This window comes from Rhodococcus sp. 06-462-5 (assembly GCF_002258315.1).
Lineage (GTDB): Bacteria > Actinomycetota > Actinomycetes > Mycobacteriales > Mycobacteriaceae > Rhodococcoides.
In genome coordinates this window covers 226,860-241,558 of the sequence record NZ_NOYD01000018.1, presented here as the reverse complement: position 1 = coordinate 241,558, position 14,699 = coordinate 226,860, and the positions used below count along the sequence as shown (strand labels likewise).

Annotated in this window: 13 protein-coding genes; 8 read left to right on the top strand and 5 right to left on the bottom strand. The window is 65.1% G+C overall.

What is annotated here, in order from left to right:
• The first annotated feature begins 21 nt into the window (after positions 1-21).
• The gene (locus CH251_RS13235) at positions 22-1,527 is read left to right on the top strand and encodes a YdiU family protein (protein WP_094613526.1); all 1,506 of its coding nucleotides are present in this window, start codon (positions 22-24) and stop codon (positions 1,525-1,527) included.
• Between the two features lie 25 nt (positions 1,528-1,552).
• Here the strand turns inward: CH251_RS13235 and CH251_RS13230 are convergent, their stop codons facing one another.
• From CH251_RS13230 to CH251_RS13215, 4 genes are all read right to left on the bottom strand, one after another.
• Entirely contained in the window at positions 1,553-2,011 is a 459-nt protein-coding gene (locus CH251_RS13230) for a VOC family protein (protein ID WP_094613573.1), read from the bottom strand.
• 45 nt (positions 2,012-2,056) lie between these two features.
• Complete coding sequence (locus CH251_RS13225; protein ID WP_094613525.1) at positions 2,057-3,235, bottom strand: acyl-CoA dehydrogenase family protein; 1,179 nt, start codon at positions 3,233-3,235, stop codon at positions 2,057-2,059.
• A gap of 139 nt (positions 3,236-3,374) precedes the next feature.
• On the bottom strand, positions 3,375-4,295 hold the full coding sequence (locus CH251_RS13220) for an oxygenase MpaB family protein (protein WP_179273456.1): 921 nt from the start codon (positions 4,293-4,295) through the stop codon (positions 3,375-3,377).
• 235 nt (positions 4,296-4,530) lie between these two features.
• Positions 4,531-5,391 carry a bifunctional 2-polyprenyl-6-hydroxyphenol methylase/3-demethylubiquinol 3-O-methyltransferase UbiG gene (locus tag CH251_RS13215; protein ID WP_143537848.1) on the bottom strand — a complete coding sequence of 287 codons (861 nt, stop codon included), beginning with the start codon at positions 5,389-5,391 and terminating at the stop codon, positions 4,531-4,533.
• 63 nt (positions 5,392-5,454) lie between these two features.
• Between CH251_RS13215 and CH251_RS13210 the strand changes: the two genes are divergently transcribed.
• On the top strand, positions 5,455-6,267 hold the full coding sequence (locus CH251_RS13210; protein WP_179273455.1) for a bifunctional 2-polyprenyl-6-hydroxyphenol methylase/3-demethylubiquinol 3-O-methyltransferase UbiG: 813 nt from the start codon (positions 5,455-5,457) through the stop codon (positions 6,265-6,267).
• The gene (locus tag CH251_RS13205; RefSeq protein ID WP_094613521.1) at positions 6,258-7,232 is read left to right on the top strand and encodes a phytanoyl-CoA dioxygenase family protein; all 975 of its coding nucleotides are present in this window, start codon (positions 6,258-6,260) and stop codon (positions 7,230-7,232) included. Before CH251_RS13210 ends, CH251_RS13205 begins: the two co-directional genes overlap by 10 nt.
• 241 nt (positions 7,233-7,473) lie before the next feature.
• Here CH251_RS13205 and CH251_RS13200 read toward each other — a convergent pair whose 3' ends face one another.
• Positions 7,474-7,770: a putative quinol monooxygenase gene (locus CH251_RS13200; RefSeq protein WP_032376247.1), complete on the bottom strand. Its 297-nt coding sequence runs from the start codon at positions 7,768-7,770 to the stop codon at positions 7,474-7,476.
• Positions 7,771-8,398: 628 nt separating this feature from the next.
• Between CH251_RS13200 and dnaK the strand changes: the two genes are divergently transcribed.
• Genes dnaK through clpB form a run of 5 tightly spaced genes read left to right on the top strand, consistent with a single transcriptional unit; the run spans position 8,399 to position 14,689 of the window.
• On the top strand, positions 8,399-10,279 hold the full coding sequence (gene dnaK, locus CH251_RS13195; RefSeq protein ID WP_094613572.1) for a molecular chaperone DnaK: 1,881 nt from the start codon (positions 8,399-8,401) through the stop codon (positions 10,277-10,279).
• Between the two features lie 8 nt (positions 10,280-10,287).
• On the top strand, positions 10,288-10,812 hold the full coding sequence (locus CH251_RS13190) for a nucleotide exchange factor GrpE (RefSeq protein WP_094613520.1): 525 nt from the start codon (positions 10,288-10,290) through the stop codon (positions 10,810-10,812).
• A gap of 6 nt (positions 10,813-10,818) precedes the next feature.
• Complete coding sequence (locus CH251_RS13185; RefSeq protein WP_094613519.1) at positions 10,819-11,748, top strand: DnaJ C-terminal domain-containing protein; 930 nt, start codon at positions 10,819-10,821, stop codon at positions 11,746-11,748.
• Complete coding sequence (locus CH251_RS13180; RefSeq protein ID WP_094613518.1) at positions 11,745-12,074, top strand: chaperone modulator CbpM; 330 nt, start codon at positions 11,745-11,747, stop codon at positions 12,072-12,074. The genes CH251_RS13185 and CH251_RS13180 overlap by 4 nt, the downstream gene beginning before the upstream one ends.
• Positions 12,056-14,689, top strand: coding sequence for an ATP-dependent chaperone ClpB (gene clpB, locus CH251_RS13175; protein ID WP_094613517.1), 2,634 nt, complete (start codon positions 12,056-12,058; stop codon positions 14,687-14,689). Before CH251_RS13180 ends, clpB begins: the two co-directional genes overlap by 19 nt.
• Positions 14,690-14,699: the final 10 nt, after the last annotated feature.

Sequence of the window (14,699 nt, the reverse complement as noted above, 5' to 3'; positions counted from 1 at the left end):
GATTCGTGGTACCCCTGAACCATGAGCGAATCTTTCGGACCGGGCGTTTCGACCACGAGCCTGCCCCCATTCGGGTTCGAGTCGACCTTGGCCGACCAGGTTCCCGGCGTCACCCTGCCGTGGCAGGGCACCCACGCACCGAATCCTCGCGTACTGATGCTCAACGACGGCCTGGCCCGGTCGCTCGCGCTCGACCCTGCGTCGCTGCGCACTCCGGACGGAGCAGGCGTGCTGTCGGGGTCCATTTCTCCGACCGAGACCGCCACCGTGGCCATGGCCTACGCGGGTCATCAGTTCGGCAACTTCCAGCCACTGCTCGGGGACGGCCGAGCGCTGCTGCTCGGTGAGCTTCGCGACGATCAGGGCCGTCGGATCGATCTGCATCTCAAGGGTTCCGGTGCCACGCCGTTCTCGCGCGGTGGTGACGGGCGTGCGGTGGTGGCAGCCATGCTGCGCGAGTACCTGATCAGCGAGGCGATGCATGCGCTGCACATCCCCACCACCCGCTCACTCGCCGTCGTCACGACCGGAGAACAGGTGGTGCGAGAGGGAGGTCCGCAGCCCGGCGCGGTACTGGCCAGGGTCGCGTCGAGCCATCTGCGGGTGGGCACCTTCGAGTTCGCCGCCCGAAGAGAAGGACTCGCGCAGACCCTCGCGGACTACGCGATCGCCCGCCACTACCCCGAATTCGTCGAGCGAGCACCCGAGGATCGCTACCTCGCATTCTTCGAGGCCGTCGTCGAGGCTCAGGCGTCCCTTGTCGCACAATGGATGTCGGTCGGATTTGTGCACGGTGTCATGAACACCGACAACACGACGATTTCCGGCGAGACCATCGACTACGGGCCGTGTGCCTTCCTGGACGCCTACGATCCCGCCACGGTGTTCAGCTCCATCGACCACGGTGGACGCTACGCCTACGGCAACCAACCCGCCGTTCTCGGGTGGAATCTGGCGCGATTCGGCGAAACACTGCTGCCATTGGTGAATTCGACTCCCGATCTCGCGATCACCGCCCTGACCGCGGTCCTGGACACCTACGGGGATCGCTACCGACGGCACTACTCTGCCGCGATGGCCGCGAAACTCGGCCTGGACGAGGGTGCAGTCGACGGCGCTCTCGTCGACGACCTGCACCGGTTGCTCACGGACCACCGAGCCGACTGGACCATGACTTTCCGCGCCCTCGCCGAGAACCTACGCGGGAATTCGGCACCGTTCGACTCCCTCGTCCCACCCGACGCTTCCAGGAGTTGGCTCGAGAGTTGGCGGACTGCGGTTTCGGCTCGGGGACAGGACTTTTTATCCGTCGCCGACGGTATGGACCGCGTCAACCCGGCATACATTCCCCGCAACCACCTGGTCGACGCTGCGCTCCAGGCTGCGACTACCGGCGATCTCGGGCCCTTCGAGCGTCTTCTCGAGGTCGTCACATCGCCGTTCGACCGACACGATGACCGGGCGGATTACGCCCTGCCTGCGCCCGAGAACTTCAGTGCCGGTTTTCGGACCTTCTGCGGAACCTGACTTCCTGCGCGCACCTGCCTGATCGTCACCGCGGCGGCTCCATGAATTCGATGGCCTCTCCATTCGGGCCCACTGCGTACATGACTCGGGTGCCCACCTTGGTGCCGCCGGCAATCGGTTGTGGAGTTCCCTGCGCCGTCCACCCGAACTCCGCTATGCGCGTCAGGACCGCATCGAGGTCGTCGACCTCGAAAGCAAGGTGGGCGAAACCCGGATCGTAGGGTCGAGACGACCCAGACTCTCCGCGAATATCGCGGTACTCCAGCAGCTCGATCGTCTGACCCGCAACGGTGACCACCGCCATCCGAACTGCCGCTCCGTGTGCTCCGGTGACCTCTCCCAGAAATTCCCCGCCCATCTCCCCCGTCCGTTCGAGGGTTGCTCCGAGACCGTCGGTCCAGAATCGAAGGGCGTCATCGAGCGACCCGACAGAGAATCCGACATGGTCGGAGCGAAGAATTCTGAAGGACGTGGCGTCAGTCATGGAAACCAGTATCCCTCCGAGCATTTCCATCGAGCCGAACCGCGCTTACGAGTTACGCTTCTGTTCGGCCCGGATCAGGCCGCCGCCGACGATCAGTCGCTGAATTTCGCTCGTGCCCTCGTACAGGCGCAGCAGTCGCACATCCCGATAGATGCGCTCGACCGGAACCTCACGCATGTATCCGGCACCACCGTGGATCTGGACGGCGAGATCGGCCACCTTGCCCACCATCTCGGTGCAGAAGAGTTTCACCGCGGACGGTGCGATACGCCGATCGGTCTCCTGCACCCACGCCCGCGCAGCCTCACGGACCATGGCCCGGCCCGCCATCACACCGACCTGCTGATCGGCGATCATGGCCTGCACCAGTTGGAAGTTCCCGATCGGCTCTCCGCCCTGCGTGGACGCCGCGGCATACGAAACCGATTCGTCCAATGCCCGCTGCGCCTGACCGACGGCCAGCGCAGCAATGTGCACCCGCCCCCGCGCCAGCGACGTCATCGCCGCCTTGTAGCCGATATCGCTGTTGCCGCCCACCAACGCGTCGGCCTCGACACGTACGTCGGTGAAGTTCACGTCGGACGTGCCCGAACCTTGCTGCCCCATCTTCGCGTCCTTGATGCCGACCTCGATTCCCGCGGCGTCGGCGGGAACCAGGAATACCGCAATACCGTTGCCACTCTCCGGTTTCGGATCCAGTTTCGCGAAGACGACGAACATGTTCGCGATCGGCGCATTGGTGATGTATCGCTTGCTGCCGTTGATCACCCAGCCCGAGCCGTCCACCGTCGCAGTGGTCTTGAGGCCCGCCGGATTGGATCCGGCCCCGTCCTCGGTCAGTGCAAAGGACGCAACGATGTCACCGGACGCCATGCCCGGCAACCACGTCGCCTTCTGCTCCTCGGTGCCGAACCCCACCAGCACCTGCCCGGCGATTCCGTTGTTGGTACCGAACATCGATCGCAGCGCCAGAGAGGTGTACCCGAGCTCCATGGCGAACTCGACATCCTGAATCAGATTCAGACCCAGCCCACCCCACTCCTGCGGAAGCGCGTAGCCGAACAATCCCATCTCCGCAGCCTGCGTGCGCAGATCCTCCGGAATGGCATCGGTGTTCATGATCTCGAGTTCGCGCGGGACGACACGCGAGCGCACGAACTGCGAAATCTGCTTCAACACGTCGGCGAAGACGTCGTCGGGTACATCGGGATTCAGCGTGTCCATCAGACCACTATCGGTCAGCGCAACGTCTTACGTCCACTGCCATGTGACGTGGATTCAGACGAATCGAGGACCCAGCGGTGCTGAGGCGTCTTGGTCGCGTCGAGTGCACGCCACGGAGTACTCGTGACTTTGTTGTCCATCAATGGCTTTCTCCTGTCGGACGAATCGTGCGCGCGATGGGCTTGCGGTGGCCGAGCGTCGGAATGTCCAGTGGCTTGGGATGCCGCGTTCCGAAGTGGTCGGACCAGGATCGGTGGGGCCGATGCGGGCGAACGCCTTGAAATGCCAGGTACGCCCCGATCGCCGGCGGTACGACAAGCCGATGGCCTCGCGACGGCTCAGGCAATCGATGTATCGCACGCAGGTCCTCGGTGAACACCGACAGCAGAATGCCGTCGGCGAAGCGCCTCGTCCGACCGGGGAACCATCGCTCCTGCCAATCGACGAACAATTGATCGACGATCTTGCGGGCACCGTCGGTGTGCGCGTACCGAGACTCGTAGTCGAAGGTCCAGCGCAAGAAGCGCTCTCGCGTCTGCGGAACATCGAGGCCCATGTACTCTCCGACCTGACGCCAGAAGTGAAAACGAGCTTCGCGCTCGTTGTCGGTGAAGACGCTGAGCCCGAGGTGTTCGACGATGCGGTCCGGCTCGAAGGCCAGCGATCCCAGTGTGTACAGCTTGTCGTCGTCGGTGATACCGAATCGTGAGTGGATCTGCTCCATGCGGTCGATGAACGATCGTCCGTATTCACTCGAGTGGCCGTGATGGAGCATCTCCCCGAAGAAGAGCAGCGTGTCGTCGTTGCGTCTGCGCACGTCGTGCATCATGTCGCCGGTACCGGTGCGGTACAGAATTCGCGCGATCGACGGAATCGCCACCTGCCGAGCGAAAGCCACGGTGTACGCGGCATGAGCGAAAATGGCGTCGCCATAACGGACTTCGAGGCTCAGATGCGTGGCTTCCTCGTTGCCGACAACCGGGTCGAGTTCCTCGATCCGGCGACCGACCGCTCGCCCGGTCACCCACTTCCGAGACATCAGTGCCGCGCTCGACGCCATGACATTCCTCCACATTCCGTCATCGGCACCAAACAGGAACGGCACCGTTCTCAGTTCACCATGCAACTAGGAACGCCTTCGTGTCAATATGTAATCGAAGATTTTCGCCTCCGGTGGCAATCCACACCCCGTTCGCGCGCTGTGGCTCAGGACGAGGGGCGTCTGTCCGACCCCCGAGGAGCTCATTCGCGGCGACGGGCCGCACATCGCCGGCACAGATCCTCAGCGCGACCGGTCAACGACGGGTTGCGGCGAACACGTCGACCGGGTGCGGCACCCGAAGTCTGCCGTCGGTGCCCGGCACCGAGACCGCGTCGAGATAGGCCCGCACGGTGCCGTACAACTCGGGAGTCAGCCGGGCCTGCACCGCGAAGTCGAGTACCTCGTCGCTGGCAGAGGCGAGGTCGACCAACGCGTCCAGAGTGGCCACGTCGTCCACTGCGATCCCGCCGTCGACGAAGGCTTTCTCGACGTCGGCACTGAACCACTGCCGGTGGCCCTCGAGCGGCGGGGCGAGAACGCCCACCAGAGCGTTGAGCGCGGCCGACGGTGCAACGGCCACCCACAGCTCACCGCCGGGCCGCAGCAGGTCGAGAGCGCTTCGCAGCGTCGCCCCCACGTCGGCGACGTAGTACATCGAGTGCACGAACAACACGACGTCGAAAGTCTCGTCGACCGGGGCGTCACCGAAGGACGCGACGTGCGCATCGACGCTGAGCTCGTCGGTCGTCAGCGCGGCCATCCTGGCGGTGAACAGCTCCACGCTCCCGGGCCAGGGGTCGATGCCCACGTACCGCACCGGTTCCCCGGACAGCCGCTGCACCAGACCTGCGGCAAGCCGGACGTCCAGCGACCCGTCACCGCAGCCCACCGACAGCACCGAGATCGGTCCATCCCCCATCGCTGCCAGCCGGGCGGCGAAGTGCTCGGCGATAAGACCGCGCTGGTCGGACAGTCGCTCGAAAGCGGCGTGGTCTCGGGCGTAGGAGTCGGGCGCGAGACCGGGCAGAGGCCCGGAGTCACGCCGCAGGGCGCGTAACGCGTCGAGGAACCCGGCTGCGGCGTCGCTCGACTGATACGGAGCTATGTTGGACACCACATCGAGTGAACCACGACGCACCCGGGAATGCGTTGCGGTTGGCTTCCCGAGAGGAGTGCCATGAGCAACGGAGACACAGCCGAGCGCAGTCTCGAGCACTGGAGCGAGGCCGGCCGCACAGGCATGGAGGCCTTCTACGCCCTGGCCACCGAGGACTACCACCAACTGGCACTGGCCGCCGACTGGCCCGCCCTGCTCGCCGAGCACAGCCGCGACGGCTGGTCGCTGCTCGACGTGGCCTGCGGCAGCGGCAAGTTCCCCACCGCTCTACGCCGCTACACCGATCTGTCGACGGTGCCAGAGTTGGCCTACGACCTGCTCGACCCGTCTGCGTTCTCGGTGGCCGAGGCGCGCGGAGCGCTCGGCACACCGTTCGTGCCTCGAGACGACCTGGTGATGACCCTGCAGGACCTACCCGCCGATCGGACCGGGTACGACATCGTGTGGGCCACCCACGCGCTGTACGCCCTTCCGCCAGCGGAATTGGACTCCGCGGCAGAACGATTCGTGGCTGCACTGGCCCCCGGCGGCCTCGGTTTGGTCGCGCAGGCCACGGCGAGCTCCCACTACCTGGCGTTCTACGACGCCTTTCGCGCAGGCGTGCGTGACGCGACCCCGTACACGACGGCCGAGCAGGTGCGCGACGCGCTGATTCGAGCCGGCGCGGATGTGCGTGACCAGCGCGTCACGTACACCACCGGGACATCCGATCGTGTTGTCGCCGAGGGCTTTCTGCAGCGCTGCGCCTTCGACGACTCCGTGTCGCTGGAGGAGATGGAGGCGGCACCCGTGCTGGGCGACTACCTTGCCTCCTGTCGCGACGCGTCGGGTTCCTACACCTTCTCGCACGAGGCGGCCCTGCTGTGGCTCTGACGAACGACAGGCTCCCCGAACAGAATCGCGATGGCGGTATCGATCAGGACTGGGCCGGCGACGATCAGGACTGGTGGGACTGGTACGTCACGCTTGCTGCCAACGACCATGCACCCGCCGAGTTGGTCGACGGGCCGGGCCTGCCGGACGTCGACGCGGCCACGGACGAGCAGGTCGAGCGTGAGCTTGCCGAGCCGTACGACCTCGACCCGGCCGCGGTCGAGTCCTTCGCTCGGGAGGCCTTCGTGCGGCTGCCCGCCGTGTTCTCCCCTGCCGTGGTACGACGCCTCGCCGAGCGCCTCGAGGAGCTACTGCGCGCCGAGCACGGCGAGAACGTCGCCGGTCGGTTCACCGCACTGGAGCAGATGTGGCTCCACGACGACCTGATGCGTGCCGTGGCACTCTCGCCCCGGATCGGCGGCCTGGCCGCAGCCTTGCTGGACGAACCGGCCGTGCGGCTCTACCACGACAACGCGCTGTCCAAGGAGCCCGGCTGTGGACGCACGCCCTGGCATCACGACGCGGAGCATTTCCCACTGCAGACCGTCCAGGCGGTCACCGCGTGGATGCCGATGTCGGCCATCCCCGGCCGCATGGGTCCGCTGTCGTTCGCGCGCGGAGCAGACGTGCTCGACGAGGTCGCAGATCTGGAGTTCGACAAGGTCGGCACGTCGTACGACGAGGCCGTCGCCCAGCGCTTCGTCGAGCGCAGCGTGGCGGTGGCATCGGAACCGTTCGAAGTGGGCGACGTGTCCTTCCACTCCGCGCTGTGCTTCCACACCGCCGGGCCGAACCGGACGACACAGCCGCGCCGAGCACTGGCCACCACCTATTTCGCCGACGGGGCTCGGGTCGTGGAATCGCCGACACTGATCAGTGGCACGTGGCGCGAGTTCCTCCCCGGTGTCGAGCCCGGCGGCCTCGCGGCCTCCGAACTGAACCCGGTGGTCGGCCGCCGAGACTGAGCCGACGGTACTCGCGCCGAGACCCGGTCGTGCCCACCCCTATCGGCGCGTCACAGCGCCGGTGTCCGCGAACCGATCGACGAACGATACGCACCTCGCAGAATCACCGGAATGCAACTGGGACAACCGATCTCACTCAGCGTGGACATGTTGTCGGCACACACCCGAGCGGACAACCGAAGCGGGCCAACAATTCACAACGACAGTCGGGCTCGCAGGTGAGCGAAGTGTGCAGTCCAGGTCAGAGCTTCTCGGCGAGTACATCGAGGTAGCTTATTTCGGGCGGCGAGGCGAAGAGTTCGTCCGCCCGTTCGCCGAGAGCCTGGCCGACCGGTCCGTTCAGATGCGTTTCACGGGCGGCGTCGTCCGGGAAAGCATCGACGATGCCGAACGTCGATGGGCCGAACCGTACCGCCAACCAGGGTCGGGTGCCGGGCTCCTGTTCGACGAGCGGTTGGGCCGACCGGAGAAACTCCTCGACTGCATCTTCCTTGCCGGGCTTGGCTTCGAGTCGGACCAGCAGTGCCTTGGTGACCATGACGATTCTCCTGTTCGAGGTGGTGGACACGGCTAAGCATCACACCTCGGACCGGCAAAGGGAAGGGCCTGCAGTCCGAGCAAGAACGAATTTGGTTTTGCCCCTAGTAATCTCGCAGCCGAGAGAGGAGACTCGACCGGTAGAGGGAATAGACACGCCAGGTGCAGCGCCGGCCGAATTTCGGTCACGTCGCGAAACATGTTGATGTGCCAACGTTTTGGGTTACCGGTCAATTCAGTGTGCTGCTGCGAACCGCCCACACCGCGTATCGGCTCGAAGATCACGATCTACTCGATCGACTGACAGGTCGATCGAATTCCGCACGGATACAGAAATATCGAACGACCGACACTCGCCGACGACGACGATCGCGACCAAGGAGTTCAGGTCGGTGAACCTAGTCGCCGCGTCGAATAGTGCTGTCTATCAACTTGATTCGTTCTCGAGAAGTCATTTCGGCGCTGCGTCCTGCCGGCTACCTTCCCGACCTGCGTTGCCCGACAGGCGAGTCGATCTCGACTCGTACCAGCCAGTACAACCACCTCACTACCAAGTCTTCGCCGATGTCGGGGTAACGGACGACGCCGTCCACATGCTCACCGGCCGGACCTATCGAAAGGAACGAGTCATGGCGACAGCTGTGGGTATAGACCTGGGCACCACCAACTCCGTCATCGCCAGCTGGCAAGGCGGCGAGCCGGTGGTGATCTCCAATATCGAGGGAGCGCGGACGACGCCGTCGGTGGTGGCCTTCACCGAGAGCGGAGAACGGCTGGTGGGTCAGCTTGCCCGACGGCAGGCGATCTTGAACCCGAAGGGCACGATCTACTCGGCGAAACGCTTCATCGGACGTCACTACGACGAGATCTCCGATGAGGCAAGAGCGGTCAGCTTCGACATCGCGCCCGGTGACAACGGCGAGGCCCGAATCGATGTGCGGGGCAAGAAGTATGCGCCGGAGGAGATCAGTGCCCTCGTCCTGCGCAAGCTCGTCGACGACGCGAGCAAGTTTCTCGGCGAGAAGGTCAAGGAAGCGGTGATCACAGTTCCGGCCTACTTCAACGACGCACAGCGCAACGCCACCAAGGACGCCGGCCGCATCGCGGGCCTCGAAGTCCTACGGATCATCAACGAGCCGACCGCTGCGGCGCTGGCGTACGGCATGGACAAGCAGGTCCACGAAACCGTACTGGTCTTCGACCTCGGCGGCGGCACCTTCGATGTGAGCTTGCTCGACGTCGGCGAGGGTGTCGTCGAGGTTCGGTCGACGGCCGGCGACTCTCACCTGGGCGGGGACGACTTCGATCGACGCCTGGTGGACTACCTCGCCGACGACTTCCAGCAGGTGGAGAACATCGATCTACGCAAGGACGCACAGGCATTGCAGCGCCTTTTCGAGGCCGCAGAGAAGGCCAAGGTCGAGTTGTCCTCGGTGACCCAGGCCCAGGTCAACCTGCCGTTCGTCACCGCCGATTCGGACGGTCCCAAGCACCTCACGACCACCGTCATGCGATCGAAGTTCGAGGATCTGACGGCGGATCTCGTGGAGCGCTGCCTCGACCCGGTGAAGCAGGCAATGAGTGATGCCAAGGTCACCGCCAACGACATAGACGAAGTGATTCTGGTCGGTGGTTCGACGCGCATCCCGGCGGTGCAAGCCCTGGTTCGCCGGCTCACCGGCGGCAAGGACCCCCACATGGGCGTCAATCCGGACGAAGTCGTGGCTCTCGGCGCGGCGGTTCAAGCCGGCGTACTCAAGGGCGAGGTCTCCGACGTGCTGCTGCTCGACGTCACCCCGTTGTCTCTCGGCGTCGAGACACAGGGCGGGGTGATGACCAAGATCATCGAGCGCAACACGACCATCCCGGCCCGCCGCAGCGAAGTGTTCTCCACCGCGGAGGACGAGCAGTCCGCCGTGGATGTCGTTGTGCTGCAGGGCGAACGCGAGCGGGCCGCCGACAACCGTTCGCTCGGACGTTTCCGTCTGGAAGACATCCGGCCCGCACCGCGCGGCGACGCCCAGGTCGAGGTCACGTTCGATATCGACGCCAACGGCATCCTCAATGTCACGGCCAGGGACAAGGACACCGGCAAGGAACAGAGCATCACGATCAGTGAGCAGAGCAATCTGGACCCGAGCGAGGTCGAACGCATGCTGGCCGAGGCCGAACGGAATCGGGGCGATGACGAGGCGCTGCGCAAAGCTGTCGACGCGCGCAACGAACTCGATTCCGTTGCGTATCAGGTGGAACGGCGACTCGCCGAACTCGGCGACAGCGCGCCACCGCACGACAGGGCACGGGCCGAGATGCTGATCGCCGATGCCAGAAAGGCCGTGAAGGACGGCGCTTCGCCTGCAGATGTACAACCACTCGCCTCCGAGCTCCAACAGCTCCTCTACGGGCTCGTGCCGGTACAGGACGGCGGTGACGGACGTCAGGTCGGTGGCGCGGACGCGGCCTCGACCGATGACGACGACGTGATCGACGCCGAATTCGATCGAAGCTGAGGCACGAGATGGAAAGGGCTGCAGATCATTCGACACCCGAACCAGCGGCCGACGTCACGGAGGGAGATCGAACCGAGACGGTACCGGATCATGCCGACACGAGCGCCGAGGCGGCTCGACTCGACGACCGCTGGCGCAGAGCCCTTGCCGATCTGGACAACCTGCGCAAGCGGTATGCCAAGGACCTGGAGCGAGAAAGGGCCGCGGAGGTGACGAAGGTGTCCGCGGCGTGGCTGCCGGTACTGGACAATCTGGAACTTGCGTTGGCACATGCGGACAGCGATTCGCAGACCGTTGTCGACGGCGTCAAGGCGATCCGCGATCAGGCGGTGCAGGTGCTGTCACGGTTCGGTTTCGAGCGTCACGACGAGGTCGGAGTTCCGTTCTCCCCGCAATTGCACGAAGTGGTCAGCGTGGTGGTCCGGCCCGACCTTCCGTCCGGGACCGTGATCGACGTCGTCCGTCCGGGTTACGGAGAGGACGGACGGCAACTGCGGCCGGCGTCGGTGGTCGTCAGCCGCCCCGAGGGGTGAGCACCGATGGCGCGTGACCACTACGAATCGCTCGGAGTCCCGCGGGGTGCGAGCACCGACGAGATCCAGCAGGCCTACCGCAAGCTGGCTCGCAAGTATCACCCCGACGTGAACAAGGACCCCACTGCGGAAGACACGTTCAAGGAGATGAACGAGGCCTACCAGGTGTTGTCCGACCCGGACACCCGGAAACGCTACGACCGGTTCGGTGCCGACTTTCGGCGTGTCCCCGAGGATTACGACGAACGGACCCGCACCAACTCGGGTGGGTACGGCGGTGGCGGGAACAGCGGCGGAGGATACGACCGCGGGGGCAGACGCGTGCACTTCGGTCCCGGTGGCGACGGCGGCGTCGATCTCGACGACCTCTTCGGGCAGATGTTCGGCGGCGGTGGCGGGTACGGGCCGATTCCCGGTGCCGATCAGGAAGCGGAACTGGCCTTGACGGTCGAGGAGGCGTATCGGGGCGGCACACGCACGCTCGGGCTGGACGGACGGCAGTACGACGTCGACATTCCGGCCGGGGTCGTGGACGGCCAGCGAATTCGGTTGGCCGGACAAGGCGGACGGAGCAACGGCGGCGCGCCGCCAGGGGATCTGTACCTCGTGGTGCGGATCGAGCCACATTCCCGGTTCCGAGTACAGGGCCGAGACATTCACGTCGACCTCCCGGTATCGCCATGGGAGGCGGTTCTCGGGGCGACCGTCGCCGTCACCACCCCGGGTGGCGAGGCGAAAGTCAAAGTGGCTCCGGGCTCGTCGACTGGAAGGAAGCTGCGCCTGCGCGGCGAAGGAATGCCGAATCCACGTGGCACCAACGGCAACCTGTATGCCGAGATCAAGGTGATGGTGCCGTCGAAACCGACAACACGCGAACGCGCACTGTTCGAGCAGTTGGCCGCAGAATCGAACTTCGATCCGAGGACAAAGACATGAGCGACCCGAACCCGGTGGTCCGGTACGTACTGGTTCGTCGCACCGAACTGTCGACCGACGCCTTCGCCGAACGTACCGGGCTGCATCCGGAACTGGCACGGAAGCTCGTGGCCCTCGGTCTGCTCGACGCCGACCGCGTCGTAGGTGGCGAAATGTTCTTCGCACCAACCGAAGTGGCCCATGCTGCCCGCATTCGACGACTGCGGACCGGTCTCGGCCTGAACTACTCGGCAATCGGGCTCGTGCTCGACCTGCTGGAACGAATCGAGACACTCGAAGCATCTTCCCGCAGAAGGAGGACAACCACATGGACATCAGCAACCTGACCGAGAAGTCGCGCGAAGCGCTGCAGGAGGCCCAGAGCCTTGCGACCAGAATGGGTCACACCGAGGTCGACGGAGAGCACCTGCTGCTCGCCTTGGTCGGTCAGCAGGATGGGTTGGTGCCCCGATTGCTCGAGCAGGCCGGTGCCGAGGTCGATGCCCTGCAATCCGATCTGGAAGGTGAACTCTCGCGAAGGCCCAAGGTCAGCGGCCCCGGTGCCGGGACCGGTCAGGTGACGATCACCCGACGCTTGTCCGTGCTCCTCGACGCCGCCGAGCGAGAGGCGAAGCGGCTCAAGGATTCCTACGTGTCGGTGGAGCATCTCCTGATGGGCCTCGCCGAAGAGGGTTCGGCCACTGCGGCAGGGCGAGTTCTCGCCCGTCATGGAATCACCAGGGACTCCTTCCTCACAGCGCTGACGAAGGTGCGCGGCAATCAACGCGTCACCTCGGCCAGCCCGGAAGGTGCGTACGACGCGCTGGAGAAGTACGGACGCGACCTCGTCGCCGAGGGGCGGGCCGGCAAACTCGATCCGGTGATCGGACGAGACGCCGAAATCCGCAGGGTCACGCAGATCCTGAGCCGCAAGACCAAGAACAATCCGGTTCTCATCGGCGATCCAGGCGTCGGGAAGACCGCGATCGTCGAGGGCCTTGCCCAGCGGATCGTCCGCGGCGACGTTCCGGAAGGCCTGCGCGACAGAACGATCTTCTCACTCGACATGGGTTCCCTGGTGGCCGGTGCGAAGTACCGCGGGGAATTCGAGGAGCGTCTGCAGGCGGTACTGGCCGAGGTGAAGGCAGCCGACGGGCGGATTCTGTTGTTCGTCGACGAGTTGCATACCGTGGTCGGTGCCGGATCAGCAGGCGGTGAGGGGTCCCTCGACGCCGGCAACATGCTCAAGCCGATGCTCGCCCGAGGCGAGCTGCACATGATCGGTGCCACCACGCTCGACGAGTATCGCAAGCACATCGAATCCGATGCGGCATTGGAGCGACGGTTCCAAACCGTCCTCGTCGACGAGCCGAGCGCCGAGGATGCCATCTCGATCCTGCGCGGACTCCGCGAACGCCTCGAGGTGTTTCACGGCGTGAAGATTCAGGACGGCGCTCTCGTCGCTGCCGTCACCCTCTCGCACCGCTACATCACCGACCGCTTTCTCCCGGACAAGGCCATCGATCTGGTCGACGAGGCGTGCGCTCGGTTGCGCACCGAAATCGATTCGATGCCGGCCGAACTCGACGAACTCACCCGGAAGGTGACCCGGCTCGAGATCGAAGATGCCGCGCTGTCCAAAGAGACCGACGGAGCGAGCAAGGCGCGCCTCGACGAGCTGCGCAAGGAGCTGGCCGACCTGCGGGCCGAGGCCGATGCCCGGCACGCTCAGTGGGAGGCGGAACGACAGGCGATCCGCCGGGTGCAAGAGCTTCGGAGCGAGCTCGAGCGCCTGCGCCACGAGGCCGAGGAGGCGGAGCGCGCCTACGACCTCAATCGGGCCGCCGAGTTGCGCTACGGCGAGATCGTCGAGCTCGAACGCAGGCTCGAGTCGGCAGAGGAGCAACTGGCCACCAGACAATGCCGGAGCCCGCTGTTGCGCGAAGTGGTCACCGAGGACGAGATCGCGGAAATCGTGGCTGCGTGGACTTCGATCCCGGTCGCTCGGCTGCAGGAAGGCGAGCGACAGAAGTTGTTGCAGCTCGACGAGATTCTGCACGAGAGGGTCGTCGGTCAGGACGAGGCGGTGCAGCTGGTCGCGGACGCGGTGATCCGGGCGAGGTCCGGCATCCGTGATCCACGTCGGCCGATCGGGTCGTTCATCTTTCTGGGCCCGACGGGCGTGGGAAAGACCGAGCTCGCAAAAACATTGGCCGGTGCTCTCTTCGACAGCGAAGACAACATGGTGCGCCTGGACATGAGCGAGTACCAGGAGCGGCACACGGTGAGCCGGCTCATCGGGGCACCTCCCGGATACGTGGGGTACGACGAGGGCGGACAGCTCACCGAGGCGGTGCGCCGAAAGCCCTACTCCGTAGTGCTTTTCGACGAGATCGAGAAGGCGCACGCAGATGTCTTCAATACCCTGCTACAGGTGCTCGACGACGGCCGGATCACCGATTCACAAGGCAGGCAGGTCGATTTCAGGAACACAGTCATCATCATGACCTCCAACATCGGCTCCCAGCATCTCCTCGAAGGAGTCACACCCGACGGCGAGATCGAGCCGAACGCCCGCGAGCGGGTTTTCGCGGAACTGCGTGGGCATTTCCGTCCCGAGTTCCTGAACCGGGTCGACGACATCGTGCTGTTCACCCCACTCACCCTGCCCCAGATCGAGCACATCGTCGGGTTGCAGCTCGCCGATCTTCGGAACCGGTTGTCGGAGCGCAGGATCGACCTGGACATCACCCCGGACGCGCGCAGGCTCGTCGCCGAACGCGGATTCGACCCGGTCTACGGTGCACGGCCACTGCGTCGATACATCGCCCACGAGGTCGAGACCAGGATCGGTCGCGCGCTACTGCGAGGGGACATCGAACCCGGCGGCACCATCGCCGTCACGGTGGTCGACGGAGAACTCGTCGTCGCGTATGCGGAACCCGCCGTCGCGGCGGCCTGAGAGGAGATGT